The organism is Roseovarius litoreus, from assembly GCF_900142765.1.
In the GTDB taxonomy this organism is placed as follows: domain Bacteria; phylum Pseudomonadota; class Alphaproteobacteria; order Rhodobacterales; family Rhodobacteraceae; genus Roseovarius; species Roseovarius litoreus.
Window position 1 is genome coordinate 220373 of sequence record NZ_FRCB01000001.1, and the last position, 26380, is coordinate 246752.

The 26380-nt window shown below is 57.0% G+C and carries 27 protein-coding genes; 16 read left to right on the plus strand and 11 right to left on the minus strand.

Features of this window, described 5'->3' with window-relative positions:
• The first annotated feature begins 75 nt into the window (after positions 1 to 75).
• Positions 76 to 708 (plus strand): ribonuclease T2 family protein, encoded by a 633-nt coding sequence (locus F3H35_RS01075; protein WP_007818132.1) that lies wholly within the window; start codon positions 76 to 78, stop codon positions 706 to 708.
• Positions 709 to 730: 22 nt separating this feature from the next.
• On the opposite strand, the gene F3H35_RS01080 is transcribed toward F3H35_RS01075, so the two are convergent.
• The 4 genes from F3H35_RS01080 to F3H35_RS01095 are packed head-to-tail and all read right to left on the minus strand — an operon-like array spanning position 731 to position 4114.
• A complete protein-coding gene (locus F3H35_RS01080; RefSeq protein WP_149777817.1) occupies positions 731 to 1282 on the minus strand; it encodes a hypothetical protein in 552 nt (183 codons plus the stop codon).
• On the minus strand, positions 1279 to 2391 hold the full coding sequence (locus F3H35_RS01085) for an exo-alpha-sialidase (protein ID WP_149777818.1): 1113 nt from the start codon (positions 2389 to 2391) through the stop codon (positions 1279 to 1281). Before F3H35_RS01085 ends, F3H35_RS01080 begins: the two co-directional genes overlap by 4 nt.
• A 13-nt stretch (positions 2392 to 2404) precedes the next feature.
• Entirely contained in the window at positions 2405 to 3388 is a 984-nt protein-coding gene (locus F3H35_RS01090; RefSeq protein WP_149777819.1) for an NAD(P)H-quinone oxidoreductase, read from the minus strand.
• A 30-nt stretch (positions 3389 to 3418) separates the two neighbouring features.
• Entirely contained in the window at positions 3419 to 4114 is a 696-nt protein-coding gene (locus F3H35_RS01095; RefSeq protein ID WP_149777820.1) for a COQ9 family protein, read from the minus strand.
• A gap of 110 nt (positions 4115 to 4224) precedes the next feature.
• Here F3H35_RS01095 and rpsU point away from each other — a divergent pair, with 110 nt between their 5' ends.
• Together rpsU and F3H35_RS01105 are read left to right on the plus strand one after the other, a co-directional pair.
• Entirely contained in the window at positions 4225 to 4431 is a 207-nt protein-coding gene (gene rpsU / locus F3H35_RS01100) for a 30S ribosomal protein S21 (RefSeq protein ID WP_007818122.1), read from the plus strand.
• Between the two features lie 334 nt (positions 4432 to 4765).
• Positions 4766 to 5413, plus strand: a complete 648-nt coding sequence (locus tag F3H35_RS01105; protein WP_149777821.1) for a hypothetical protein — start codon at positions 4766 to 4768, stop codon at positions 5411 to 5413.
• Between the two features lie 2 nt (positions 5414 to 5415).
• On the opposite strand, the gene F3H35_RS01110 is transcribed toward F3H35_RS01105, so the two are convergent.
• A complete protein-coding gene (locus tag F3H35_RS01110; protein WP_149777822.1) occupies positions 5416 to 6450 on the minus strand; it encodes a succinylglutamate desuccinylase/aspartoacylase family protein in 1035 nt (344 codons plus the stop codon).
• A gap of 109 nt (positions 6451 to 6559) precedes the next feature.
• On the opposite strand from F3H35_RS01110, the gene F3H35_RS01115 reads away from it, so the two are divergent.
• The 12 genes from F3H35_RS01115 (at position 6560) to F3H35_RS18735 (ending at position 18211) form a co-directional block, all read left to right on the plus strand.
• On the plus strand, positions 6560 to 7444 hold the full coding sequence (locus F3H35_RS01115; protein WP_223228278.1) for a glycosyltransferase family 2 protein: 885 nt from the start codon (positions 6560 to 6562) through the stop codon (positions 7442 to 7444).
• Positions 7441 to 8064, plus strand: a complete 624-nt coding sequence (locus F3H35_RS01120; protein WP_149777823.1) for an HAD-IB family phosphatase — start codon at positions 7441 to 7443, stop codon at positions 8062 to 8064. The genes F3H35_RS01115 and F3H35_RS01120 overlap by 4 nt, the downstream gene beginning before the upstream one ends.
• Positions 8065 to 8247: 183 nt before the next feature.
• Positions 8248 to 9996 (plus strand): ABC transporter ATP-binding protein, encoded by a 1749-nt coding sequence (locus F3H35_RS01125; protein ID WP_149777824.1) that lies wholly within the window; start codon positions 8248 to 8250, stop codon positions 9994 to 9996.
• A 324-nt stretch (positions 9997 to 10320) separates the two neighbouring features.
• Positions 10321 to 11475, plus strand: coding sequence for a rhamnan synthesis F family protein (locus F3H35_RS01130; RefSeq protein ID WP_149777825.1), 1155 nt, complete (start codon positions 10321 to 10323; stop codon positions 11473 to 11475).
• Between the two features lie 264 nt (positions 11476 to 11739).
• The gene (locus F3H35_RS01135; RefSeq protein WP_188129828.1) at positions 11740 to 13542 is read left to right on the plus strand and encodes a methyltransferase domain-containing protein; all 1803 of its coding nucleotides are present in this window, start codon (positions 11740 to 11742) and stop codon (positions 13540 to 13542) included.
• The gene (locus tag F3H35_RS01140; protein WP_149777827.1) at positions 13539 to 14321 is read left to right on the plus strand and encodes an NTP transferase domain-containing protein; all 783 of its coding nucleotides are present in this window, start codon (positions 13539 to 13541) and stop codon (positions 14319 to 14321) included. Before F3H35_RS01135 ends, F3H35_RS01140 begins: the two co-directional genes overlap by 4 nt.
• Positions 14321 to 14707 (plus strand): ParB N-terminal domain-containing protein, encoded by a 387-nt coding sequence (locus F3H35_RS01145; RefSeq protein WP_149777828.1) that lies wholly within the window; start codon positions 14321 to 14323, stop codon positions 14705 to 14707. Before F3H35_RS01140 ends, F3H35_RS01145 begins: the two co-directional genes overlap by 1 nt.
• The gene (locus tag F3H35_RS01150) at positions 14704 to 15372 is read left to right on the plus strand and encodes an NTP transferase domain-containing protein (RefSeq protein ID WP_149777829.1); all 669 of its coding nucleotides are present in this window, start codon (positions 14704 to 14706) and stop codon (positions 15370 to 15372) included. The genes F3H35_RS01145 and F3H35_RS01150 overlap by 4 nt, the downstream gene beginning before the upstream one ends.
• Complete coding sequence (locus tag F3H35_RS01155) at positions 15369 to 16613, plus strand: DUF711 family protein (protein WP_149777830.1); 1245 nt, start codon at positions 15369 to 15371, stop codon at positions 16611 to 16613. The genes F3H35_RS01150 and F3H35_RS01155 overlap by 4 nt, the downstream gene beginning before the upstream one ends.
• On the plus strand, positions 16610 to 17308 hold the full coding sequence (locus tag F3H35_RS01160; RefSeq protein ID WP_149777831.1) for a class I SAM-dependent methyltransferase: 699 nt from the start codon (positions 16610 to 16612) through the stop codon (positions 17306 to 17308). Before F3H35_RS01155 ends, F3H35_RS01160 begins: the two co-directional genes overlap by 4 nt.
• Positions 17308 to 18054 carry an aspartate/glutamate racemase family protein gene (locus F3H35_RS01165; protein ID WP_149777832.1) on the plus strand — a complete coding sequence of 249 codons (747 nt, stop codon included), beginning with the start codon at positions 17308 to 17310 and terminating at the stop codon, positions 18052 to 18054. Before F3H35_RS01160 ends, F3H35_RS01165 begins: the two co-directional genes overlap by 1 nt.
• A gap of 7 nt (positions 18055 to 18061) precedes the next feature.
• Positions 18062 to 18211, plus strand: coding sequence for a hypothetical protein (locus F3H35_RS18735; RefSeq protein WP_188129830.1), 150 nt, complete (start codon positions 18062 to 18064; stop codon positions 18209 to 18211).
• Between the two features lie 14 nt (positions 18212 to 18225).
• Here the strand turns inward: F3H35_RS18735 and F3H35_RS01170 are convergent, their stop codons facing one another.
• Together F3H35_RS01170 and F3H35_RS01175 are read right to left on the minus strand one after the other, a co-directional pair.
• A complete protein-coding gene (locus F3H35_RS01170; protein WP_149777833.1) occupies positions 18226 to 19323 on the minus strand; it encodes a DegT/DnrJ/EryC1/StrS family aminotransferase in 1098 nt (365 codons plus the stop codon).
• Between the two features lies 1 nt (position 19324).
• On the minus strand, positions 19325 to 19732 hold the full coding sequence (locus F3H35_RS01175; protein WP_007818103.1) for a sugar 3,4-ketoisomerase: 408 nt from the start codon (positions 19730 to 19732) through the stop codon (positions 19325 to 19327).
• Positions 19733 to 19977: 245 nt separating this feature from the next.
• Between F3H35_RS01175 and F3H35_RS01180 the strand changes: the two genes are divergently transcribed.
• The gene (locus F3H35_RS01180) at positions 19978 to 21891 is read left to right on the plus strand and encodes an acyltransferase family protein (RefSeq protein ID WP_149777834.1); all 1914 of its coding nucleotides are present in this window, start codon (positions 19978 to 19980) and stop codon (positions 21889 to 21891) included.
• Between the two features lie 91 nt (positions 21892 to 21982).
• Here F3H35_RS01180 and F3H35_RS01185 read toward each other — a convergent pair whose 3' ends face one another.
• The 4 genes from F3H35_RS01185 to F3H35_RS01200 all read right to left on the minus strand — a co-directional run bounded on the left by F3H35_RS01185 (position 21983) and on the right by F3H35_RS01200 (position 26377).
• Entirely contained in the window at positions 21983 to 22822 is an 840-nt protein-coding gene (locus tag F3H35_RS01185) for a class I SAM-dependent methyltransferase (protein ID WP_149777835.1), read from the minus strand.
• A 64-nt stretch (positions 22823 to 22886) separates the two neighbouring features.
• On the minus strand, positions 22887 to 24014 hold the full coding sequence (rffA, locus tag F3H35_RS01190) for a dTDP-4-amino-4,6-dideoxygalactose transaminase (RefSeq protein ID WP_149777836.1): 1128 nt from the start codon (positions 24012 to 24014) through the stop codon (positions 22887 to 22889).
• 175 nt (positions 24015 to 24189) lie between these two features.
• Positions 24190 to 24807, minus strand: coding sequence for a class I SAM-dependent methyltransferase (locus tag F3H35_RS01195; RefSeq protein ID WP_149777837.1), 618 nt, complete (start codon positions 24805 to 24807; stop codon positions 24190 to 24192).
• A 37-nt stretch (positions 24808 to 24844) separates the two neighbouring features.
• Positions 24845 to 26377 (minus strand): glycosyltransferase family 39 protein, encoded by a 1533-nt coding sequence (locus F3H35_RS01200; protein WP_149777838.1) that lies wholly within the window; start codon positions 26375 to 26377, stop codon positions 24845 to 24847.
• Positions 26378 to 26380 lie beyond the last annotated feature (3 nt).

Below are 26380 nucleotides of genomic sequence, written 5' to 3' on the forward strand. Positions count from 1 at the left end.
CCAGGTGCGGGTTTCCGTTGTCGGGGAACTTGGCGGCTATATAGTGTCCCACGTGACAAATTGAAAGTCCTAAACATGCGTGTGTTCCTGTTGCTCCTGTTGATCCTCGGCACGACCGCCCGCGCCGAAGCCGACCGCCCGGGAGAGTTCGACTATTACGTTCTGGCGCTGAGCTGGTCGCCGACCTGGTGCGCCCTCGAAGGCGACGCGCGCGGCTCGCCGCAATGCGATGCCAGCCGCGATCACGGATGGGTGCTGCATGGGCTATGGCCGCAATATCACCGTGGCTGGCCGGACCATTGCCAGACCTCCGAAAGACCGCCCTCGCGCGCTATGACGGCGCAGATGGCCGATATCATGGGCACACCGGGCCTTGCCTGGTATCAGTGGAAAAAGCATGGCACCTGCTCGGGCCTCTCGGCCCCTGCCTATTTCGCCCTGTCACGCGAGGCCTACGAGGCGGTGAACCGCCCCGAGGTGTTCCGCAAGCTGAAAGATCCCGTCAAGGTGCCGGCCCGCGTGATCGAAGAAGCTTTTCTCAAGGCCAACCCCGAGTGGGAGCCGGACATGCTGACCATCACCTGCCGCAGCGGCCGCATACAGGAAGCGCGGCTTTGCCTGTCGCGCGATCTGCGTCCCGTGCCCTGTGGCCGCGACACGGTTCGGGATTGTTCGATGAAAGACGCGCTCTTCGATCCCATCCGCTGATCTCTGCAGGCGGGGTACACGCTCAGAACAGGCGCGTCACCAACACAACCGCAACCACCGGCACCAGCAGCACATGGGTCACATGATCGAACCAATTGCTGCTGCCCCAGCCCAAGACCCAAAAGGCTTGTCCCAAAACGGCCACCAGCGGCAGGAACCAATTGCCGGTCGCCAGACCGTAAAGGCACACCGCCAGAACCATTCCTGCCACCGGCAGCGGCGCATAACCGATGCGATAGATATCCACCGGCACCGCCCCCATGGCGCTGGCCAGAAACAGCACATAGACCAGCAGGAACGCCCCCAGCTCCAGCGCCGAGAAGGGCACAACCGGCAGACCCAGCTTAGCCCCCATATGCCGCAGCGCCAGAGCCGGCAGCATCACCCCGAACGGCGCCAGCAGCGCCACCATTCCGCGTAGCGGCAGCGTATCGCGGAACGCCAGAACCGCCGCGGCCCCCACGACCCCACCGATCCAGACCGAAGCAGGCGCGCCCGCGACCCAGCCGGCCAAAGCAAAAACCAGCCACGCCAGGATCACCGCCAGCCAGACACTCGCCAGAACACCGGTCATTGCGCCGCCACCCATGCTTCGTTGAAGACATGCGCGCGCAGACCTTTCTTGGTGCCATGTGAATAGGCCAGCAGGATCTGCCCATCAGGCAACCGCCTCAACATCGGATAGCGCGCATCGCCCGGTTGCCGGTCAAGGCTGTGGATCACCCGCCAGCTGCCCCCCTCATCCTCGGACAGCGCCAGATGCAAGAGATCGGCACTGTCTGCGCCACCATTCATCGCCATCAGGATACGCCCCCCCGACACCGGCAGCGCCGCCACCGGCGCGCTTGGATGGGCAATTCCCGTCGCCTCGGCCTCGCTCCATGTGCGGCCGCCATCTTGGGTGCGGCTGACATAGACCTGCCCGCTATTGTCGAAGTCGCGCAAAAAAGCCAGCGCACGCGCGCCGTCCAGCACCACAATCATCGGCTGTATGGGCTTGATCCGCTTGCCTGTCATCCGTCGCAGATCGCGGGCCCGACCCTGCGCGTCGGTTCGGACAAGCACGCCATAGGTTGACCCCATCTCGAAATAGGCAGGCAGCGCCATCGACCCGTCCGAATAGGCGACCATCGGCGATTTCACCAGCATGGACCGGTTGAGAAAGGGCGACAGGTTCAGCTTGCGCGCCCAGACCGGATTGCCCTTGTCCATGCGCACATCGGCCACCGACGCCATCGCCCATCCACCAACCGACACGACCGTCGCATAAAGCGCGTCATGCGCGGCTTCGTTCTGCACCGTGTTGCCAAGCGTCACCACAAGTTGCCGCGGCTCGAACGCATCGCCAAGCGCGGCGCTGGTCAGATAGGGCTCAGGGGGGGCAGCCTGCCAGCCGGTCTCGTCACGCCTCAGCACGACGCGATGGATTTCGACATCGGGCTGCGCCTCGGACGAACCCTGAAACCACAAGATGCCCACCTCGTCGCCATTGATCGTGATCGCGGGCGAATGGGCCATGCCTTCGCTTGGTGTATGATCGAAGACCGTGTCGAACACAGGCGCTCCGGTCGGAGGCGGGCTTTCGGGAACGGCGAAGGTCCAGTTCAGCGTCTCGTCACGCCACAACGCATACCCGCTCAGGCCAATGCTGAGCACCGCCATGGCCAGAATGGCAACCTGCACCAGCCCCACCGGCTTACCCCACTTTCAAGACGATCTTGCCGATATGGGTACTCTTTTCCATATGGGCATGGGCCAGCGCGGCATTGGCAAGCTCGTATTCGGAATCCATCACCGGCGCGACCTGCCCCGAGGCCAGCAGCGGCCAGACATGCGCGCGCAGCGCCTCGGCGATCATCGCCTTGGCCTGATCGCTTTGCGGGCGCAAGGTCGAGCCGGTGATCGTCAGCCGGCGCATCATGACCTGGGCAAAGTTCAACTCCACTTTGGGACCCTGCAGAAACGCGATCTGCACCAGCCGCCCCTCATCCGCGAGACATTTGACATTGCGCGGCAGGTAATCGCCCCCCACCATATCGAGGATCAGATCGGCGCCACCCTCGGCGCGCATCACATCGACGAAATCCTCGGCGCGGTAATTGATCGCCCGCTCCGCACCCAGATCAACGCATTTGGCGCATTTTTCATCCGATCCCGCCGTGGTGAAGACCCGCGCGCCAAAGGCATTCGCCAGCTGGATCGCCGTCGTGCCGATCCCGGACGAGCCGCCATGCACAAGGAACCTCTCGCCCGCCTTGAGGGCGCCACGGCCAAAGACATTGGACCAGACCGTGAAGAATGTCTCGGGCAGGCAGGCCGCTTCGCGCAGGCCCATGCCCGCGGGGATCGGCAGGCAATGTGCAGCAGGCGTGGCGACATACTCGGCGTAACCGCCCCCGGGCAGCAAGGCGCAGACCTTGTCGCCCACACTCCAGTCGCTCACACCATCACCGATGGCGACGATCTCGCCGGCGGCTTCCAGCCCCGGCAGGTCGCTGGCGGTCGGCGGCGGCGCGTAAAGCCCGGCGCGCTGCAAGGCATCGGGGCGATTGACCCCGGCATAGGCCACCTTGATCACCACATCGCCCGCGGCCGGCGCCGGGACGGGACGGCTTGTCAGCCTCAGGACATCCGGGCCGCCGGGTTCAGTGATTTCCACGGCGTTCATCATATCGGTCATGCGTGTCTCCCTGGCTTGGTCGCGGCCTGTTTACGCCTGTCTGTTCCAGCGGCCCGGCATCCCGGCCTGCTGGCGGCGCTGTGCCTGTGGCGCGCGCACCTTGCCGAACACCCTCAGCGGACCCGCCATCAGCCCGCTCAGGACCTTGTTGTCGCGCATCTGCGCCTTGAGCTTCTCGAACGACATCACATTGTCGATCCGGCGATCCAGAAACGCCCAGGTTGCCTCATGGCCCGGGCTGTCATCGCCCAGCCAATACAACAGCGTCGTGCTGTAAACGCCCGACAGGGTGGCGCGTTTGGTATACCAGTTCACATCGTCCGATGTGTCGCCAAGCGCGGTCCAGATCAGATCGCATGTGCCCCAGACCGCCTTCGCCCCATCCGCGGCATACATGGGCAGCGAAAACAGCGTCATGCCCCGCCGCACCAGCTCCTTGTCGTCGACCGCCTCCAAGCGGTAGCGCACCGCGGCCGCGACACGGTCGCGAAAGCGCAGCTGGCTCAGATCTTCGGTCGTCAGGCGCTCCAGCATCAGCGCGTCACCCTCGGCGTGATAGGCCAGCGCCAGATCCACCGCACCGCGCGGACAGACCGCCCGCGCCAGGCCCGGCTCGATCCCCGTGTCGCGAATCGCCGCCTGAAAGGCATCCTCGCTCCAGCCGTCGAAGGGCACGTGCATCTTGGCTGCATCCAGCAGCTTTGCCTTGATATCCGGGTCGGTCATCGCTTGCCTCCATTCGATCGGCGCCACCCTAGACAAAGGAAAGACGCTTTGCTATACGGCCACTTCCTGCAAACTTACGCAACTTCAACTTGGAAAGGTGGTGACACCACATGCAGGTTAGTGTTCGCGACAACAATGTCGATCAGGCGCTTCGTGCCCTGAAGAAAAAGCTGCAGCGCGAAGGCGTTTTCCGTGAAATGAAGCTTCGGCAGCATTTCGAGAAACCGTCCGAGAAGAAAGCGCGCGAAAAAGCCGAGGCAATCCGCCGCGCTCGTAAACTGGCGCGCAAGAAAGCCCAACGCGAAGGCCTTCTCTGAAGACCGCAGCACGCCGAACGCGACACAAGAACGACGACCCCCGGGCAGCCGCTTCGGGGGTTTGTCTTTTCTGAAATCACGTGCATGGAAAAAGCGTCGTGGTCAAAGCCGTGTCGGCCGGATCTGCAAGCCACCGCGCCTTGGCCATTTCGTGAAATCGAAGGCAGGGGAAAAGACATCTGGTCTGATCCCGTTTCCGCGCGTCGTAGCGTCATAAACGAGGATCGCTTGCATCCTTGGCTGCTTGAATATACCCAGCGGTCATACATGACAAACTTATGACGGACCCAAAATGATCAGGCTCAGTCCAATTGACCAAATCCTTTTTGGACTGATGAACGCCACACTGCTTTTCACATTGGCGTACAGCGTTTTGGGAATGAGCCTGCAATACGAGGCGGGTTTCGGCGCCGAGGACGGCCCGGTTGAATACGGCACGGCCATTTGTCTCTTCCTCTCGTGCTTGATCCTGATGAGCCAGGCAATCCGCACGGCGCGTTTCAGCGGAGCATCCTCGCTCTGGCTTGTTCTTTATTCGGCAGCCTTTCTGTTTGGCGCCGGCGAAGAGATTTCTTGGGGACAGCGGATCATCGGCTGGGAAACCACCGGCTTTTTTGCCGAACACAACGTGCAGAACGAAACCACGCTGCATAACCTGGCTTTTGGCGACGAACAGCTGACGAAATCCCTTTTCGGATCCTATCTGACGGTTGCCATCCTGTTGTATCTCGTCGTTCTGCCTCTGCTTTATTCCCGCGTCTCGCTCGTCGCGCGCCTTGTTGATCGGATCATGCTGCCTTTGCCGTCGGCGCGTCACGGGATCACTGCGGTCGGGGCCAGTCTTGTCATCGGCCTGCTTGCGACCGTGTCCCGCAAGTGGGAGGCCTACGAGTTCATCTTCAGCCTGCTGACGATGTCGATCTTCCTGCATCCGGCCAATGCGCATCGGTTCACAAAGCGTAATCCCGACACCAAGACCTGACGTCAGATAATCTCGTCCTCGTCGAACATCGGCATCGGCGCCATATGCGCCGTGATTCCGCGCGCCACATCCTCGGGGCTCGAGGTTTGCGCCACATGGAACAGTGCGTCGCCCTCATAGACCACGGGCATGTTCGTTCGACCGATGATGATGCCTTGCTGATCGGCAACGACCTCGGCCTCGAATTCGCCAAACGGGTCCGAAATCGCGCCCATCACCGTCCCCGGCTCCACCATGTCACCTGTCGCCAGATAGCCGCGCAGCAATCCGCCCGCAGGCGCGCGATACCAGGTCGACTCGCTGCAATAGAGCGGTTCGGCACGCTTGCGCGGCACTCCCTTGCCACTGATCATGCCCAGATGGTTCATCACCCGCAAGATCCCCGCAACGCCGGTGCGCGCGGCAAACTCGTCGAACCTCAACCCCTCACCGGCTTCATAGAGCAGCACGTCGACGCCCTCATGTTCAGCCGCCATCCTGAGCGAGCCGTCGCGCAGGTTCGAGGGCATCACCACAGGTGGCGCGAACACATCCGCCAACGCGCGCAGCCGGTCATTGCCCGAGGTCAGACGCAACTGCGGCAGATTGGTGCGCCGGATCGCAGCGGAGTGCAGGTCGATCCCGATATCCGAGCGCCTGACCACTTCGGTCATGAAGATATGCGCCAGCCGCGACGCCATCGACCCTGTCGCATGGCCCGGAAAGCAGCGATTCAGATCCCGCCTGTCCGGCAGGTATCGCGAATGATTGAGAAATCCGAAGGTATTCACGATGGGCACCGCAAGAAGCGTGCCCGAAAGCTGCGCCAGCGCCTTGGAATTCAACAGTCGCCGCACGATCTCGGCGCCGATCACCTCATCGCCGTGAACAGCCGCCGACACGAACATCACAGGCCCCGGCTTGCGCCCATGCACCACGCGCACCGACAAATGCACCGGCGTGTGATCCGACAACTCGCTCACGGGCACATCCACGGTGCGGCGCGTGCCCGGTGGCACCGTCACGCCCGCGATATCGAACGGTTTGCGTCTGGCCATCTCACGCCCTTCCCGGCTGCGTCCCTCTCTGCAGGCTTCCCCTTGCAGGTTGCAGTTGCTATGCAGCCCTAGTTTCGTTCACACGCCAAAAGGCTGTTTTCCAGCGCCGATGTCAATTCCAGTCGCCCCAGAACGTGTGACCGTGGTCACCGTCGCCCATAACAGCCTTGCGGTCCTGCCCAAGATGCTGGCGTCAGTGCCACGCGGCAGCACGGCCATCGTGGTCGACAATGCCTCGCGCGATGCCGCGGCCCTGGCCGATCTGGCGCGGACTCATGGTGCGCAGCTGCTCCGCAACGAGGACAATCGCGGCTTCGGTCCCGCCTGCAATATCGGCGCGGCCGAGGCCCCGAGCGAATTCGTGCTGTTCCTGAACCCCGATGCCCGGCTTGGCGATGGCGCGATCGAGGCGCTTGTCGCAGCGGCTGACGCGCATCCCGAGGCCGTGGCCTTCAACCCGGCGATCACGGATGGCAAGGGACGCCCCTATTTCAAGCGCGGCAGCGTTCTTTTGCCCGCCTCTGCGCGCTTGCCCGCCGGATGGCCCGACGCAGACCGCGAAGTGCCTGTTCTGACCGGCGCTGCGTTTTTCGTGCGCCGCGCGGCGTTCGAGGCGGTAGGCGGCTTCGATCCCGCGATCTTCCTTTATCACGAAGATGATGATCTTGCCCTTCGCCTCAAGACGGTCGGCTCCCTCATGTTCGTGCATGGCGCGCGCGTGACCCATGACGCAGGCAACTCCACTGTCCGATCCCCCGCCTCTGCCGCGTTCAAGGCCTTTCACATGGGCCGCTCACGGGTCTATGCCGCGCGCAAGCACCAGTTGCCCGGCGCGGGGCGCAAGGCGCTTGTCTCGGCACTGGTGCAACTAATCTCGCCGCTCACTCTCTTGTCGGCCCGCAAGCGCGCCAAACAACTGGCCTTCCTTCGCGGCGTTCTGGACGGGCTGCGCACCCCCGGCTCGGACCGACAAAGCCCCAAAGGATCACAATGACATCGCAGTCATTGCCCAAAGACACCGCATTTTGCTTTGATCTGGACGGCACGATCACGCAGACCGAACTGCTGCCGCTGATCGCCGCCGAAATCGGGCTTGAGCGGGATATGGCCGCGCTGACCAAGGCGGCGATGGAGGGCCGGACCGCGTTCGAGCCCTCGTTCCGCCATAGATGCCAGCTTTTGAGCGAGATACCGCCAGACACGATAAGGCGTGTGATATCCGACGCGCCACTTGATCCGCATATTCTGGGATTCATCCATGAGAACCGGGAGGATTGCTTCATTCTGACCGGCAATCTCGACATCTGGATCGCGCCCATCATCGAGCGCTGTGGATGCCGCGCCTATGCGTCCGAAGGCATGTATACTCATGGCACGCTCGAGCTGACGACAATCCTGAACAAGGCGGCAACCCTGCGCCGTATCGCAGAGACGTTTGACTACAGGCGCATCATCGCCATCGGCGATGGCGCCAATGATGCCGACATGCTGTCCGAAGCCACGATCGCGATCGCCTTCGGCGGCGTGCATCCTCCCGCAGCATCGGCAATCCACGCCGCGGACCATGTGGTGTATGACGGGAAGGCATTGTGCAGCCTGCTGAAGTCGCTTTGAAGATATGCCAGGACATCGGCAGATCCCGAACCGGGTCCACACATCTGCCAGCGGGACAAGAACGAAAATTGACTTCACGAAGACCGGCCAATAAAAGCCCGACATCGTTGGGTCAGAGCCAACCGTGACATTTTTCGGAATACTGGAGCCCGCCTGATGGGAAAATCCTCCCAAAAACAACCGATGTTCAGTCCAACCGACATCGACAACATCAAGTGGTTTTGGCGGAATTACCTGAAGGACAAGTCGCCCTGGTTGCTGTTGGTCCTCGCAATGGTCTCGGCGCAGGCCCTTGTTTATCAACAGTTCCTGTCGCTCACCGAAAACGGGCTTCGGGTCATCTTCGAGGATGGCTCACTGTCCCAATTGATCAAGGTCTGCGCATTCGTGTTCCTTCTCTTCGGCACGCGTGCCGTGTTGTCTTATGTGACGCCCCGCATTTCGGTCTGGCTTGCCAGCAACGCGGTTCGCTCCATGCGGCAGGATCTCATCAAGCATTTGTTGCGGCTGGACCTATCTTACTTTGAAAAGACAAAATCGGGCGATATCATCCTGCGCCTGGTCAGTCAGGTCGACAGCCTCAGTCATTTTGTGGGACAGGGCACTGTCGCCGCCGTGAGGGATTTGGCCACGGTCATCGTGGTATCAGGGTATTTGATCTATAAATCCCCCCTGCTCTTTACGGCTGCCATGATCGTGATACCGGTTCTCGTTCTGATGATGCGCGGGATCTCCGGCAAGATCAAAGAGGTCCAGCAAAGCGCGGAAAACGCGTTTGGCAACTACATGTCGGGCATCGAAGAGATGACCAACGGCATGCGCACGGTGAAAATCTCGGGTCAGGAAGATCGCGAGCGGGATCGGCTGTTCGAGGCAACCAACGGCATCCGTGATCTGATGATCAGACTGAATGCCGTGCAGGCTCTGTTCCCACCTTCGATCGATGTCGTGTCTGCCTTTGTCTATGTGTTGGTCATCGGCGGCGGCGGCTACATGGTGATCCAGGGCGGGTTCGGCATGGATGCCGCCGGGATCATCGCGTTTTTGCTGGGCCTCGTGATCATGTTCGATCCGCTGCGCCTGCTGGCCAGTTTCTTTGCCCAGTTGCAAGCCAGCCTGATTCTGCTGGACAGCATTCGCGGGGTCTACCGCGAGAAAATGCGCATCACGGATCACGAAGGCTCGGTCGCAGAGTTCAACACCGAAGGTGACATCAAATTCGATCAGGTCAAATTCGCATATGACCCGCAGCACCCCCTGTTCGAGGATCTGGACCTGATGATCGAAGGGGGCAAGAAAACCGCCATCGTGGGCGCGACCGGGTCGGGCAAGACCACGGTCCTCAGCCTTATCACCCGGCTTTACGATGTGGATGGCGGCAAGATCACCATAGACGGGCTCGATGTCCGGGACATCAAGGTCAAGTCACTGCGCAGCTCGTTTTCGGTCGTGGCTCAGGACATCGTGATCTTCAACGACACGATCTATGAAAACATCCGTTACGTCGCCCCGAACGCAACGGAAGAAGAAATCTGGGCCGCTGCGGAAGCCGCTGAAATCGCAGACCTCATGCGCGCAAGAGGAAGTGCGCCGCTTGGCCCCAAGGGCAGCCAGCTGTCCGGCGGACAAAAGCAACGCATCGCCATCGCCCGCGCTTTCCTGCGCTCGGCGCCCATACTCCTCTTGGACGAGGCCACATCGGCCCTCGACCAGAAAACCGAAGAAAAGATCCAAGGCGCCCTCCAGCGCCTGTCCAAAGACAAGACGACGATCATCGTGGCGCACCGCCTGTCATCAGTCGTCGCGGCGGACAAGATCTATGTCCTGGATATGGGGCAAGTCGTGGAACAGGGCTCTCACGCCGAACTGATTGCCAAACAGGGTCTCTATGCGGCCATGTACGCCTCTCAGAAAGAAGGGTATGCGACCTGACGAAGTGTCGAAGAGAGAGCGGCCGCAACATCGAAGCATCCACCTACCTGCACTTGAAGCCAAGGCGCGCGCGTCAAGCTGCACCGGATGCCGCCTTTCACATCTTGCGCCTCGACTTCCAAGCCAGACAGAGATGCATACTATCCACACCGCGCGGCTACCGCATCGCTCCACCCGAAATGGTAACGCCCTGTCATACCGCGCCGCAAAGACAGCCTGCCCGCCATCATCCGATGGACCCGCGCCGGATCATCGACTAAGCATCATGCGCGGCCTTCCATAAGGCGCCCAAGGATCAACGTCAGGTAATCAGGATTTCAGCCGATGCGGAAATTTCCTCTTTGGAAACTCAAGCGCGAGATCCTGCGCTTCGGCCGACAGATCGCCGAACTGCCGGGCCTGACATGGGAATATTTCGACCTGCGCACCAGCTATGACCGCAAGGCGGCTGCCATGCGCAAGACCCATGAGGGTGATCTGCCGATGGGCCGCGAGGTGGCCATCTACCTGATCTTTCCGGCGGGCGGCATCCTGGCGTCGCATCTCGACGCGCTGCGCCTGATGATCGACGAGGGCATCAGCCCGGTCGTTGTTTCGAACCTTCCGCTCTCCACGGACGATCTGGCAACACTGGCGCCCCTGACCACCCGGATCATTGAACGTCCCAACCTGGGCTATGATTTCGGCGGCTACAGGGACGGTATTCTGGCGCTCGAAAGCACCCTGCCCGATCTGGACCGGCTCTATATCCTCAACGATTCCGCCTGGATGGTGGAGGCGCCGCAAAGCTGGTTCGACGACGTGCGCACCAAGGGCGTGGATTTCTGCGGGGCCACGTCGAATTACGGGATCAAGCGCCATGACGCAGACGATTTCCGCGACCTACGCTGGCAATACACGATCCATCACCGGAATTTCCATTACGCCTCTTATGCGTTGGCCATCGGACGGACCATTCTACAGGATCCGGCCTTCGTGACCTTCTGGAAACGCTTTCGCCTGTCGAACCAGAAAAAGCGCACCGTCCGGCGCGGCGAGATCGGTCTCACGCAATGGGTTATGCGGCATGGTTTCAGCCATGAGGCCACCTGTTCCGTCATGGACCTCGACACGGAAATCGCGGCGCTGGACACGGCCGAGCTTGACGCCGTGACGCGCAACCTCATCATCCCTGAACGCCCCCGGATCCGGGCAAAGCGCGACGAGGTACTGCTCAGCGATCCAGCAACCCCCGAGGGCCGGCGCGACCGTATCCAGATCATCCTGACTGCGGTCTCGGCGCAGGCCATGGGCTATGTGATGCCCTATTACACGCTGCGCCATCGCGGCTTTCAGTTCGTCAAGAAGTCACCCCTGTGGATATCAGCGGCGGGATCGCAAACGACGCTCGACATCCTGTCGTCCCTGCCCGGTCCGATGGGCCAGACAGCCTATGCCGAGGCGCTGCAGATCGTGGCAAACCGTCCCCCGGCCGAGTGATCCCTCGCTGACGCCCGGATCAGCTTGCCGCCTATGGGACATGATTCAGTTGGCGGAAGATCATCGGGTCAGTTCAGAAGGGACCCTTGATGGTCCTGCAACTAGCTGGTAACGCTTTTGAGCGTCCACCCGCAGGTGAGTTTGGCTGCTATATCGATGTTCAAAAGACTAAGGGATAAGGCTTGGAGGACCGAGCAGGAAAACTACGGAAAGCCGGACGCCGACTGTGGAAAACTTCCAGTTCAAGAATGGCGACCCGTGCAGATGGGCGAACGCATCAGGGTCGTATTCTTGGTGATGACGCCCCAGATTTGGCCATCCGTGGAGCCTGTTTGGCGCAAGGTCGCGACTGACGAAAGGTTCCATTCGAAAGTCGTTGTCATCGAGAAAAACTCGGATGTCGACGCGCTTTCAGGGCTGCAGGGTGCACATGAGCTTCTGACAGCGCGAGGCGTCCCTTTTGCGAAAGGTGCTTCTTTCTCGCTCGCGGCATACGAGCCGCATATTGTTTTCTACCCACTTCCTTACGACCACTTCTATCCGCCAGAATTTGCACCGGAATTGGCGCAGTCGATTGGCGCCCGTATCGCGTACGTTCACTATGGTCTTGAAGTTGGGGGAGGTGCCTACAACGCTAAGTACCAGCACGATGAGCCCATTCTCCGCAACGCCTGGCGGATTTTTGCGCGATCCCGACACCAGATGTCGAATTTCGCAAAATACTGCGAAAACGGAAACGCCCATGTCGTCCTTACCGGGCATCCACGCGGGGATAAATCGCCTGCTGATGAAGGGCAATTACCTACGGATGCAATATCAAGGGCCAACGGACGCAAAATTGTTTTGTGGACACCACATTTCTCTGTGGCAGGTCGGCGGAAATGGTCTTCGTTTCTGGAGAACCATGCGACGATCGCAGAAGAAATTGAAAAACGGAAAAATCTTTTCTTCATCTTCAGGCCACACCCCTTCTTGGAGAGCACCTTGAGGACCGCAGAAGGCTGGGACACAGAAACAGTCAATCAGCTTTTTGACCGCTTCCGAAAAATGGAAAACCTGTATTTCGACACAAGCCCCGACTATTGGCCTACATTCAACGGTTCGGATGCGTTGATGACTGACCCCGGGTCGTTTTTGGTGGAGTTTTTGTTGCTTGATCGACCGATCTGCTTGTTGGAAAGCAAGGACGGCATAGGGCTTTCGCAAGAGGTTGCAGGTTTCACGGCCTTTGAAGCTGGAGCAACTGGCCAAGAAATAGCAGCGTTTCTTGATTTGGTGGAGCAGGGCAAGGACGAGAAATCCGCTGCGCGCCAGAATGCAAGACAACAATATTTCGGGTCAAGCGATGGTTTGGTCGCGCAACGTATCGTCGACGAGATGGTGCATGGCATCTCTGACCGGCCTTACACGATCGCGCGCGTGAAAGAGAACGAAAAACACGAGGCGGCGTTCCGTTATTGGAAACAGGCCAAAACGACGTTTCTCGCCCCCGAAGAGTACTATGCGAAGCAAGAGGTTTTGTTGAAGCAGCTTCTTGAACGTTTGCAACCGGCCGGATTTGCGCTTGATGCAGGGTGCGGAAATGGACGCTTTACAGAAGTCTTCGCAAGGTTTTTCGAATTCGTCGAGGGGTTCGATCCAGGGGAAGAACTCATCAAGCAAGCACGTGCAAACGCCCAAGATAACGGCATCTCGAACATCGAATACCGGATTGACAGCCTGGAGACCCCCTCTCTGATGTCAACCTACGACTTGGTGTCCTGCATGGGGGTCCTGTCTGGAGTTATCGATAACGAACGTTTTCTGCAGATTACACATTGGCTGCGCGCAGCTTGCAAACCAGACGGACTGCTATTGTTGAAAGACAGTCTGAGCGTCGGCTCTGCTCAATCCATAGAAGCTGACGGCTACGTGGCGGTGTACAGGAACATAAGTGACTACCTGGCGGCATTTCGTGCAGCGGGTTTCTCATTGGAAGAAGAAATTGTCATCGCTCCAACGAATGACAAGGGCCTGACCAATCGGCTGTTTGTCCTGCAAGCTGTCGCTTCTCGGGTTGGTGCATGATGCAAAATGGAAGCCAAAAGCAGCGCGCGGTCATCTTACTTGCCGCTGGCCAAGGATCGCGCCTGCGTCCACTTACTGAAACGTGCCCTAAATCGCTTTTGAAGATGGGGCAAAAAACCGTTCTGGAAACGATCCTCGATTCCGTGCTTGAAACCGGCCCCCGTGAGATCGTGGTTGTTACCGGGTTCGAAAGCGAACAAATGTCCGAATTCGTTGCCGCAAGATATCGCGGAAAAGACGTGCGTACGATTGAAAACGTTGACTACCTGTCAGACACGAATATCCTTTCCGCCCAAGTTGGCGTTTCAGCCCTGTCAACCCCTGAAAATGGGTATTTCCTCATCGAAACAGACATCATTACAACCCCGGATGTATGGAAATCCATCATAGCACAGGAAGCACGCCTTGGCAGTTTCTGGGTCACGCGTGGTGTCTACGGTGCAGATCTGACCGGAGGCATTGTGCAAGTGGACGGGACCGGCATGGTTACTGATATCCGATATGAGCCGCTCTACGATCCTCGTTTTGATGGTTGGCCCAAGATGCTGGGCGTCTTGAGCGTTGGGCCCGACGAAGTTGCCGCAGATATAGAAACGCGACTCTTGGTGTCTGAGCAATCGACTTTCAATTACTACATGGTGCCCTGGATTACTTATTCCGAGCGCCTTCCGTGTCGGATATTTGATCTGAAAGATCATTTTGCGATGTCATTCAATACAATGGACGACTATCAAGCAGCCCAAATTGCTTTTGCATCCCAACAGCGAGGCTCAACTTGATGGACGTCAGCTTCTTTCCCGTCGCCGAACTCAAGCACATTGAAGGGTTCAGTCAAAAGCGCGTCGATTGGCTGACGCAAAAAATCCTGGATGAAGGCGTTTGGACGAAACCCCTCGCCCTTGATGATGAACATGGATTGGTGCTCGATGGACAGCATCGCATGGAAGCCGCACTTGCGCTAAACCTCAAGCGCGTGCCTGTTGTCCGGTTTATCTATGCTGACGTGCCTTTGCGTTCGTTGCGTCCGAACAATCATACGTTCACCTGGGAGACTGTTGTTGACCGCGCGCTGTCAGGCGACATTTACCCTTACAAAACAGTCAAACATGACTTCTCGGATCCCCTTCCCCAAATCAACATCAATCTCGAGGATCTGCGCACATGACGGTGTCACGCGCAATCATATTGGCCGCCGGTCAAGGCTTCCAACTGGATGGAATCTGCAAGGTTTTGTTGCGTCATCCGACAACTGGAAAAACCATTCTCCAGACGGCGATAGAAGCGTTCAACGGAAAAGAGATCACAGTTGTCGTTGGCTATAAAGCAATCGACATCATGCAGGATTACCCCCAACTCGACTATGTGATTAATCCGGATTGGGCCGCGTCCAGCAATGCACTGAGCCTGGGCCTGGCATTGGATGACCGGCCGGCATATGTCGTTTCCGGTGATATCTTTCTTAGCCGGGACCTTATCGCCGAGTTGGATCAGTCGGCACCTGACCTTGTCTTGTGCGAAGGTCGAGAGAACCGCAGCCTTACAGCAGTCCATTGTGTATTCGACGAGGCTGGAGTTCTGGAAGAAACATATCACGGCCCGGTGCGAGATCATAAGCACCCCGAAGCCATCGGTCTCTTCAAGGCCTCCAGCTCGGCTTTGCTGCAACGCTGGAAGAAACAGTGTCTGAAACACTCGAACCTGTTTGTAGGCGAAACACTCCCGTTTGATTCCGCACCGATCCACCGCCACGACTTGGGCGAACATGCCTTCGACGAGATCAACACGCATGTGGACTATCTGAACCTGCTCCAGAGGTGCAGAGAACCATGATCCGCGCAATTACAATCGGCCTGCCAATCTATGACATGCCATTGCCTGAAATTCGTGCTCAGGTCAGCGAATTTTCTCAAGCGATGGGCGATGCCATCAACGAACGCCAATGGCCGATGCGGACGACCAGATACTGTCTGCCGCCACTACCTACATCTTTCGAAGCGGAAGCACACAAAATCCCGGCCTTGATCGGCTCCGTCGCCCGGTTGTCAGATGAAACCGGCGTCCGATGGTTTTGCTTACCCGTTGATCTGACAGACGACACCCCGCACAAGGCGCGCCTGGACGCGCTATTGTCCACGCTATTGCGAGAAGAGCGTTTGTTTACAAACCTGATCGTCGCAAAGGACAAGACCATATCCCTGCGCGGCGCCCGGTCAACGGCTGAGTTCATCCTGTCTGTATCGCGCAAAAGCCGAAAAGGTTATGACAATTTCCGTTTGGGCGCCTCATGCGAGTGCCTTCCGAACACGCCCTTCTTTCCCTTTTCGCGCCACGAAGGGTTGGATCTTGCGTTTAGCCTTGCGCTTGAAACGACTGAAATCGCTTTGGAAGTGGCTCGAGGAACCAGGTCACTCGAGCAGTTTCAATCCGAGTTCGTCGAGCGGTTGTCAGAGCGGTTGGTTGAAACGGATCGGTTCGCATCGGAACTGTCAACGAAAACCGGTGCTCGCTATGCTGGCTTGGATTGTTCTCTTGCACCATTCCCGGACGGCAAGACCTCGGTTGGGCGATTATTAGAACTGCTGGGGGCGGATCCGTTCGGCAGCCATGGCACAGTCTTTCTGACAGCGCTTTTGACCGATTGCCTCAAAACCTCGATCTCTTCGACCGGGGTTCGTTCGACAGGATTCAATGGCGTCATGTACTCGGTCCTGGAAGATGACATCCTGTCAAGGGCAAGCCGCCGCCGCCGCCTTGATATCTCGGCGTTGAATCTGTTTGCCACGATGTGCGGATGTGGCCTGGACATGATACCCGTGCCAGGGGACGTGCTTGTTGATGACATCGAACTGGCAATTCTGGATACTGCCACGTTGGCGGTCAGGCTCAACAAGCCGCTCGGCGTCCGTTTGTTGCCGATCCCTGAGCATACGCTTAATGAGATGACCGAATTCAACATGGACTTTCTGTGCGACGCCAGGGTTTTCAATCTTCCCGGATCTGATTCCCACCTAGTGTTTGACGAAACGCAATGGGCATTTCAGAGCCCGCACGCCATAGGTAAGCAAAAATGATCGACGCCGAAAAAGTCAAAGCATTTTGGGAAAATCGTGCCGCCAAAATGGGCGAGGTTGCGTTCGAGAGCATTGTGAACTTGGAGGAAGACCAGGAAGCTCTTGCCGAGAAGATCCGGGTTGAGAAGGAAAATGTCTTCAAAACTCTTGGAGATGTCACAGGCAAATCGATCCTGGATCTCGGTGCTGGCATCGGGCAGTGGGCGTTTCGCTTCGTGGAGCACGGCGCCAAGCATGTAACAGCTGTTGAATATGCTGCGAACCTTGTGCGCATTGGTCGAGAGGAAGCAAAACGCCGGGACGTTTCATGCATAGACTTCATTGAATCGCCCGCGGAAAAATTCACTTCGGCACAAAGATTTGATATTGTTTTCATCTCTGGATTGTTCGTGTATCTGAACGACGATCAGGTGGAGGAATTGATGCCACATCTGCGCGAGATGACCGCCCATAGCGGTGTCGTTGTGCTACGCGATGGCACAGGGGTCCCCGAGCGCCACGAGATCAACCAAAAAATGTCAGATCATCTGGGGCTTGAGTATTCGGCCATTTACCGTACCCGAGAAGACTACATGCAGCTTTTTCTCGATATCGGGCTCGAATGCCGGCATGAACAGAACATGTTTCCAGAGGGGCACCCGCTGAATAAATATCCCGAGACAAGGCTGCGGCTTTACAGGTTTGAAAAAGGGTAATGCCACGTATTTATCCGACACTACCAGACGTGAGGTGGCCTTCGGAAGAAGGAGCCATAGGTGTCGTCGGAGTGGCCCCATGGGCCACCGTGGATTTTCTTTCGCAAGTATACAAACACACTACGGCATCGAAGGATTGGCAATTTCCTCGCGTTTTGGTGGATGCCAACTCCAAAATCCCCAGCCGAGGTCGATATTTCGATCTGAATGAAACCGATCCGTCGCCTTACATTGCAGCAACAATAGATGAGCTGATAGCAGCCGGCGCTTCGGTCGTGGTTGTACCATGCAACACCGCACATATTCTTTTCGATCGCTGGTGCTCTCCGGAACGAACCGAGGTCGAAAGCATCATTGACGCGACGCTAGCGGAATTGTCAAAGGACGATCCAGATCGCGTCGCAGTGCTTGGGTCAGTGCATTTGGTGCGTCACAGAACCTATCTCGAGCCGTTGGAGAACTCCGGTTTTCTGTGCCACGATGTCACGGATGATGAACAGCGCTTGATCAACATGATCATCAGCGAAATCAAAATTTCAAATACACTTCAAGAAACGACATCTGTCGGGTTCAGGTTGATTCTGGAAAATCTTGAAGACTTGGGCACAAAAACCATCATTCTCGGATGCACAGAGCTGGCGCAAGCTTTGCGCTGCGTGACTGATCATCGGTTCACTGGTCAGATCATTGACTCGAACGCTGCCTTGGCAAAAGCGGCACTTCTTCGATTGGTTCAGGCTGGGTGAAAGCTCAGTGGCAGGCCACAAGAAATCACCCCTGTGGATATCGTCGGCGGGATCGCGAACGACCCTCGACATCCTGTCGGCCCTGCCCGGTCCGATGGGCCAGACAGCCTATGCCGAGGCGCTGCAGATCGTGGCAAACCGCCCCCCGCCGGAGTAATGCGGCGAGGGTGCTCAGACCAGTTCGCGCACAGCCGAGATGACCTCATCGCACTGGGCTTCAGTCATCTGCGGGCCAATGGGCAGGCTGATGACCTCGCGCGCAAGACGACTGGCCAGTGGCAGGTCCGCATCCGACAAACCCATCGGGCCATAAGCCGCCTGCGCATGCGGCGCGATCGGATAATGCACCAGGGTCTGGACCCCACGCTCGGCCAGCCGCGCAATGAACGCATCGCGCTCGGGATGGCGCACCACGAACAGGTGCCAGACCGGATCGACACCGGCTGCCACCTGCGGAAGGATCAGCCCGGTATCTGCGAAAGCGTAAAGATAGCGCGCGGCAATTCCCGCCCGGCGCGCGTTCCATTCGTCCAAAACCCTCAGCTTTACCGACAGGAACGCCGCCTGCACCGGATCAAGCCGGCTGTTCAGGCCCGGCTCTTCATTGCGGTATTTCTCGCGTGAGCCGTAGTTGCGCAACAGCCGCAGCCGGTCGGCGATCTCCGGATCATCGGTGGTGATCCCACCACCATCGCCGAGCGCACCAAGGTTCTTGCCGGGATAGAAGCTCCAGCAGACCGCGTCGCCATGCGCCCCGATCCTGCGCCCCCCCGACCGCGCGCCATGGGCCTGCGCGGCATCTTCGATCACCTTGAGGCCCAGCTCGCGCGCCACCGGCATGATCGCGCCCATATCGGCCGGCTGACCATAGAGATGCACGGGGATCACCGCCTTGACGCCAGGCTGCATCGCGGCACGAATGCCTTCGGCAGTGATGTTATGCGTGGCCTCGTCCGGCTCGACCGGCACCGGCACCGCGCCGCATTGCGACACCGCCAGCCACGTCGCGATATAGGTATTCGACGGCACCAGGACCTTGTCGCCCGGCCCGATATCCAGCGCCATCAGCGACAAACGCAGGGCATCCAGCCCGTTGGCCACACCAATGGCATATTCCGCCTCGCAATAGCTGGCGAAAGCGGTCTCGAACCGCTCCACATCCGGCCCGAGGATATACCAGCCCGACCGCAACGAAGCGAGCATCGCGCCTTCGGCCTCGGCGGCCAGCTCGTCATAGGCGGCTTTGAGATCCAGAAACGGCACCACCATGTCAGCCGCGCACTTCTTTGATGAACTGATCGTGGTCGCGAATATAATCGCCCTCATCGTAAAACGCCGATGCCATCACCATGCACACCGCACCCGATGAAAAGTTGTCCAGATAGCGCCACATCATCGGGCAGATATAAATTCCGAAATATGACCGGTTCAGGTGGAACGTCTTTTCCTCATACCCGTCGCTCAGCGTCAGATCGAAACTGCCCGACATGGCGATCATGAACTGATGCAGGTTGCGATGCGCATGCGCGCCCCGATCCGATCCGCCAGGCACATCATAAAGATAATAGACACGCTTGATGTCGAAAGGGATGTGGTTGCCGCCCTCGACAAAGGTCAGGTTGCCCCGTGCGTCTTCGATCTTGGGCAGGTTGATGATCCTGCATTGGCTCAGCGACAAGAATTTCCCTCCTCGTGGGCAAGACGATGCGCCCTGCCATGTCCCTCAAAATCGACGCGCTGCGATTCGGTCACTCACTGACGTCGGGATAGCGAATTTTATGGCACCCGACCAGCGGCCGACCTGCAAAGCCGCCACAGGCCAGACCTTTGCAAGCCTCCGGTAAAGACGACGCTTTGACAATGGAGGTTTGAACAGCAAAACAACACCATGTCTTGCAGTTTCAGATCAAACCGGACCCGAACATGAAATACCGCCCCGAAATCGACGGTCTACGCACCGTCGCCGTGATGCCGGTCATTTTCTTTCATGCCGGTCTGGACCTCTTTTCGGGCGGGTTTGTCGGCGTCGATGTTTTCTTCGTCATCAGCGGATATCTCATCACGTCCATCCTGATCGACGATCTGCAAAAGGGCACATTCTCGATCGCGCGCTTCTACGAACGCCGCGCAAGACGCATTCTGCCCGCGCTGTTCTTCGTCATGCTGTGTTGTGCGCCCTTCGCATGGGCCTGGATGCTGCCATCGCAGATGGAGGATTTCGGCAGGTCCGTGATCGCCGTGGTGTTCTTTGCCTCGAACATCCTCTTCTGGCAGAACATCGATTATTTCGCGCCCGCGGCCGAAGATAATCCCCTGCTGCACACATGGTCTCTGGCCGTGGAGGAGCAGTTTTACATCTTCTTCCCGCTCCTGCTCTTGTGGCTCTGGCGCTTTGGCCGCAATCCAGCCTTCTACGCGGTTCTTGGGATTTGCGTCGTGAGCCTTTTGCTGGCGGAACTGGGCTCGCGGACGGCCCCTGGCGCCACATTCTACCTGCTGCATACCCGCGCCTGGGAATTGGGTGCGGGGTCGCTCTGTGCCTTCGTGCTGCACCGTCGCGGCCCACTTGCGAATGGCTATCTTGCGGCTGCGGGTCTGTTGGCCGTGCTCATGGCGGCGACACTCTATGACAAGACGATTCCCTTTCCGTCGCTCTATGCGCTCTTGCCGGTTGTCGGCACCGCACTGATCATCCTTTATGCAGGCCCGTCGACAGTGGTCGGAAAGCTTCTTTCGCTGCGCGGCATGGTGGCGATCGGCCTGATCAGCTACAGCGCCTATCTGTGGCACCAGCCGCTTTTCGCCTTCGCGCGCATCCGCAGCCTGACCACCCCATCCGAGCCTCTGATGATCGGCCTGAGTCTTTTGTCACTCGGCCTTGCCTATCTCAGCTGGAGGTTCGTCGAAGCCCCCTTCCGGCGTAAAACCGGGATGTGGCTTCCAGCCCGCCGCCACGTCTTTGCCGCCAGCCTGCTGGCAAGTCTGACCATTTGCATCGCAGGCGGCATTGTCGTGTCCCGCGAGGGGGCGGTGCTGCGCGCGGATGCCGAAGAGATGCGCGGGCTTGATGACCGCATCGCCATAAATCCGGGCCTGCATATCGACTGCACTGCGGACTTCACGCTTTCCGAGAAATGCCGGACATCCGACACGTCCGAAATCCTGCTTTGGGGCGACAGTTTCGCGATGCACTTGGCCCAGGGGCTTTTGGCCAGCGATCCGGAAATGAAGCTGCAACAGCACACCAAATCACAATGCGCCCCGATGCTTGGCATCGCCCTGAACCTGTCGACGGCAGGATATGGCGAGCAATGGGCGCGCGACTGCATGGCCTTCAACGATCAGGTGCTGGAGTGGCTCGAGGCCAATGACAGCGTGACCCATGTCGTTCTGTCATCCCCGTTTTCCATCATCTTTTACGATCTGTTCGACCGCGAGGGCACTACATATTCCGCGTCTCAGGATCGCGTTCTGGCCGCTTTGCGCGAAACCTTGGCGCGGATCCGTGACACCGGCGCCGAGGTTGTCCTCTTCGCCCCGACACCCGGCAGCGGTTACGACACAGGAGCCTGCGCCATGCGCAGTGCAAGGTTCGGTCTTGATGAGGCCACCTGCGATTTCCCGCCTGGTGATGAACTGGACAAGATAGTGGCAGACTTTCTGGCGCAGGTGGCCGATGAGGTGAAGATCTTGGACCTGACAGACATGATTTGCGGCACCGGCACATGCGATGTCATTCAGGACGGCGCTTTGATTTACCGCGACAGGTTTCATCTCTCCAAAGAGGGATCGGCCTATCTGGGTGCGAAATGGGATTGGGCCGGGATGCTGCGATAGGGCGAAAAACAAGGCGAACGGGCAGGTGCAGCCACCGGAACCAGACATAGTACGGGGCTGAGCTCAACCACGGCATCCATGGGAAAAGCTGTCAGGATGGATGATCCGCACGCCGCTTTCTGAAAGAAAGCTTCATATATGGAATGAGGTTCGGAGCCAGTTTGATAAATCTCAAAAATCCGATCTTTCGGAGAAACAAACCGATTGTTCCTATGAACCTTTGCCTTTTCCGAAATTCTTCGTCCTCGACGACACGGCTGACGATATCGTCGATGATTTCTGTTTCATCACTGAGATCCAAATTGAGCACTGTTCGATTTTCTCGAATGAACTTTTTAACGTCCCGTTTTTTGACGAAATTGAGAGAAGCCCACAGTCCAAAGGACTGAGTATCCTGCTCTAATTTGTCGATGTGGCGCTTGAAAAATTGGTACGTCAAGGCCTTGGTTCCCAATACCGGAATACGGAAATGACTTTCATACGGGAAACTGTAGTTGGGGCATAACACCAGAAACACACCATCGTCCTTGAGCTTCTCTGAAACCCATTCCAAAAAGTGTCTCCAATTCTCAACGTGCTCAAACACGTTAACGCAATAGATCAGGTCATACTTTTTATCGGTTTCGTAATTTTCGTATGAGCATGGATTTATATCTACGCCACTTTCCTGGACGAGCGCGTTAAGCTCTTTAAGAGAAGAAAAGCCGTCTCCGAATGGCTCTATCCCGTCAAAAAGATGATTGGGATACATTTCAGAAAAGACAGACAATAAAATACCACTGCCGCAGCCGACCTCGAGAATGTTTGAGTGATCCTTAAGCACCAATATCTTTTCATTGACATAGCGAAAGCCGAATTTTGCTTCGGCCACCCATAAAGCAGAGTTTGGGATATCAGAACTCTCTACAAAAGTGATGACTTTGGAGTTCATGGATTGTCCATTCTCTTGCACGACAGTTTTCACGACGCGTCCGGTGTCCGATAATATTCTGCGTTCATGCGAAAAATTTTCTTACTGCTTCTATTATCCGGTCTTGGTGCTCCTTGACGCCGTAATAAACAGGCAAACGTACAAGTCTCGAACTCAAGACATCAGTGTTTTCAAGACTACCGTGCGTCTTGCCAAATCTTGTTCCGGCAGGAGAGGAGTGCAGGGGGACATAGTGAAACGGCGTCATTACACCCTCTGCCGACATTTTTTCAATGAAACGATCTCGATCGCCGGGAGTTCTTAGGACGATATAAAACATGTGCCCATTAGACACACAGTTTTCTGGGCAAAACGGAAGTCCCACAAGGCCTTCATCGCTTAGCTCAGAAAAGCTCTCACGATAACGATTGCAGACCTCTATTCTGTACTTAGTCACGTCTTGCGCGGTTTCGAGCTGCGCGAACAAATATGCCGCGACCAATTCAGATGGCAGATAAGAAGAACCGATATCCACCCATGTGTATTTGTCCGTTGCACCGCGGAAAAACTTCTTCCGGTTGGTCCCCTTCTCACGCAAAATCTCGGCTCTTTCTAAATATGAACGATTATTTACGATGAGCGCCCCGCCTTCGCCCGAAAGGATATTTTTGGTCTCATGGAAACTGAACGCGGAGAAGTCCGAAAGCGTTCCCGCCAGCCTCCCCTTGTAGGTCGACAGCATTGCCTGCGCCGCGTCTTCGATGACGAATAGGTTGTGTTTGGACGCGATGTCATTGATGACATCCATTTCGGCGCAGACACCAGCATAGTGAACCGCAATTATGGCCTTGGTTCTTGGCGTAATCGCATCCTCGATCAACGTTTCGTCTAAATTCAGAGTGTCCTTGCGTATATCGACGAATACCGGAACGGCACCTCTCAAAACGACGGCGTTGGCAGTGGAGACGAAGGTGTATGATGGAAGAATGACCTCATCGCCGGGCTGCAGATCTGCAAGCATGGCAGCCATCTCCAGAGCCCCGGTGCAGGAATGCGTCAAAAGAGCCGGACTTTCGAACGTCTGTTCAAGCCATTCGTGACAGCGTTCTGTGAAGGGTCCATCGCCGGAAAGTTTGCTGCTGTTGACGGCCTCCGTTAGGTACTCCAACTCGCGGCCAGTCATCGAAGGGCGATTGAACGGCAGCTTTTCCATTGTTCTGAGACCTTTGTCTGTTTCTCGTGGTCTCATTAAAGAGACACATGGCCGTTTGAAAATCGCATGTTCAGGATTGCCTACTAACAAGGTCAATGAATCTCAAGACCATTGATATCAAGCCGGGCTTGATTTTACCTCGGATCAGCCCGCTGCGACGCCCCTGAAAACTGCGCTAGCTGCATTCAAGGAATAAATGCGTGTATGGAAAGCGAAGCCTATTGGGTGCAACCGTCGCCTTTACATTGGAAAACACTTTTGAGGCGATCTCCAAGTATTGCTCTTTCGTACGAACATACTCCCCTCGGTCTTTTGAAAGCATGTAACGCGCAATTGGGCTTTGCCCGTCCACGTAACAGCCGTCAAAAGAAACGAAGCGAGCATCCTTCGAGAACATGGATTTGCTCCATTTAAGCATCTCAATCGCTTGGTGGTCATCAAGATGATGCAGCACGCCCATCGAAGCCACAAGATCAAAGGGCTCGACATTCAACTGCTCCGGGGAGCCCGTCGATTCAAACTGCAGATGGATAAATTCACCCCGGTCGCCATGTGCTTCGCGGGCGCGAGCAATATACTTCTCGCTGCCATCGACACCGACATAATGCATGCTGTCAGGCAGATATCTGAGAATGTCTGCCGGGCCGCATCCCACATCAAGCATCCGCATGCCGGGATAGGGGCGGATCAAACTATCCCTGAATTCACGACGCAAGTTGCCGGCACCAACGCACCATTGAAAAAACGAATATACGTTTGAATTTTCCAAATAGCTTCTGGCGTCTAGTGTCATCAAGTTACCACCTGTGAATTGCAAACCGTGCAAATTGTCAGCGTTGCCGGACTATGTTCCAGTGTAATGTTACGGCTGATTTTTCCCGCCATAGACTTTCCATTTTCATACTCGGCGGCATTGCCGCGCCTTCCAAATATGAAAGATGTGCTGCGTGTTTCCCCATCGTGACTTCATGCGTCGATAGGATTTCATATTGCTCTTTCACGATAGGGTCGAGCGCATTGAGTTGTTCAGTGCTCATAATCTTGTATTTTGTATCGCACAGTTGGGGGGCCCATTCGCACCACCAGTACGGAACAAGCTGGGTCACATTAGGATCAAGCGTTTCGGAGCTGACAGCAAGCACCCATCCCCCGCCATTATCTACGATAACACCGGGTATTTGCCCTGCAACATTTGCCATCTCATACATACCACTATAGCCCATGTCGTGGGACAATTTTTGAGCTTGGAAAACAAACAGAATGGCAGAAAGCCCTATGAGCGCATTTCGCACTATCGTGTTCGGGATCCGCGCCAATCCAACGGCGAAGAATATTGCAATCCAAGGCAGGCTCGGGCTGAGTAGCTTTACGCCGCGCAAGGCATAAAACGTGTGAAAAAGAGCAGGTAATACAGAGATCACAACAAGCAGCTGGTATCTGGGTTCGCTCAGTCTGCTGATTGCAGTGTTTATACATCTGCGCCACGAACTCAATTTTAACAAGGCAAATACCACTACATACAGCGCAACGGGGGTAAAATAAAATATGAGTACATGCAGGTAATAAATGGGATCAACATTGATCATGCCTGTGCCGGCCTCCCTCGGATACAGGAAGGCCAGATTGAACATCTGGTCGAGAAAATCGAACTCGACATGAAACAAAACGACTGGAAACAGGGCGGCAAGAACCGCCAAAAACGTCTTGGTCTTCAGCTTTACGTCGTTGGCCCTGAGTCTAAACAAAGTGATGAGGCATACCACCACCACCGCTGCCAAGACCGGTGCGACACGGTAGCTGCCAACTGTCACAAAATACCCTGCAAAAAAGCCGGCCGCCAGAAGCCATCCCTGACTTACGTCTTGGGTCTTTTGCCGGATTTTCCCTGACTCTGATATGCATGGCACAATGGCTTGCAGGAAAAACATGATACTGGCCAACAGCAAGCCTGCGGCCAGCACATCAGGATAAATGAGCCGCCCATAATACACATTGAGTGGCAGAACGGCGAAGACGATTACAGCGATGTTTCTTGCTGTTTTCCCATAAATCCTACCGACGAATACCCAAAGTATGAGCATCGACGCCACAAAGGAGATCAGGGTTACTGCTCTTGCCGAAGCAATGGGATCGTCCCACAAAAGACGAAAACCGGCGATTAGCGTCACATAGCCCGGCCTGGCATAGTACAGAGGCGCCGAAGGCTCATAGCCTGCAATATTAGCGCCTTCCAGTATGTAGGCAGCCTCGTCAAAGGAAGACAGCGCCTGTTCAGCCAGCCCGTTCAACCTGAGCGCCAGTCCAACAAGGAGAGACAACACAAACAGCACTAGACCCTTATCTATTTCAGAAAATCTGCCCATGTT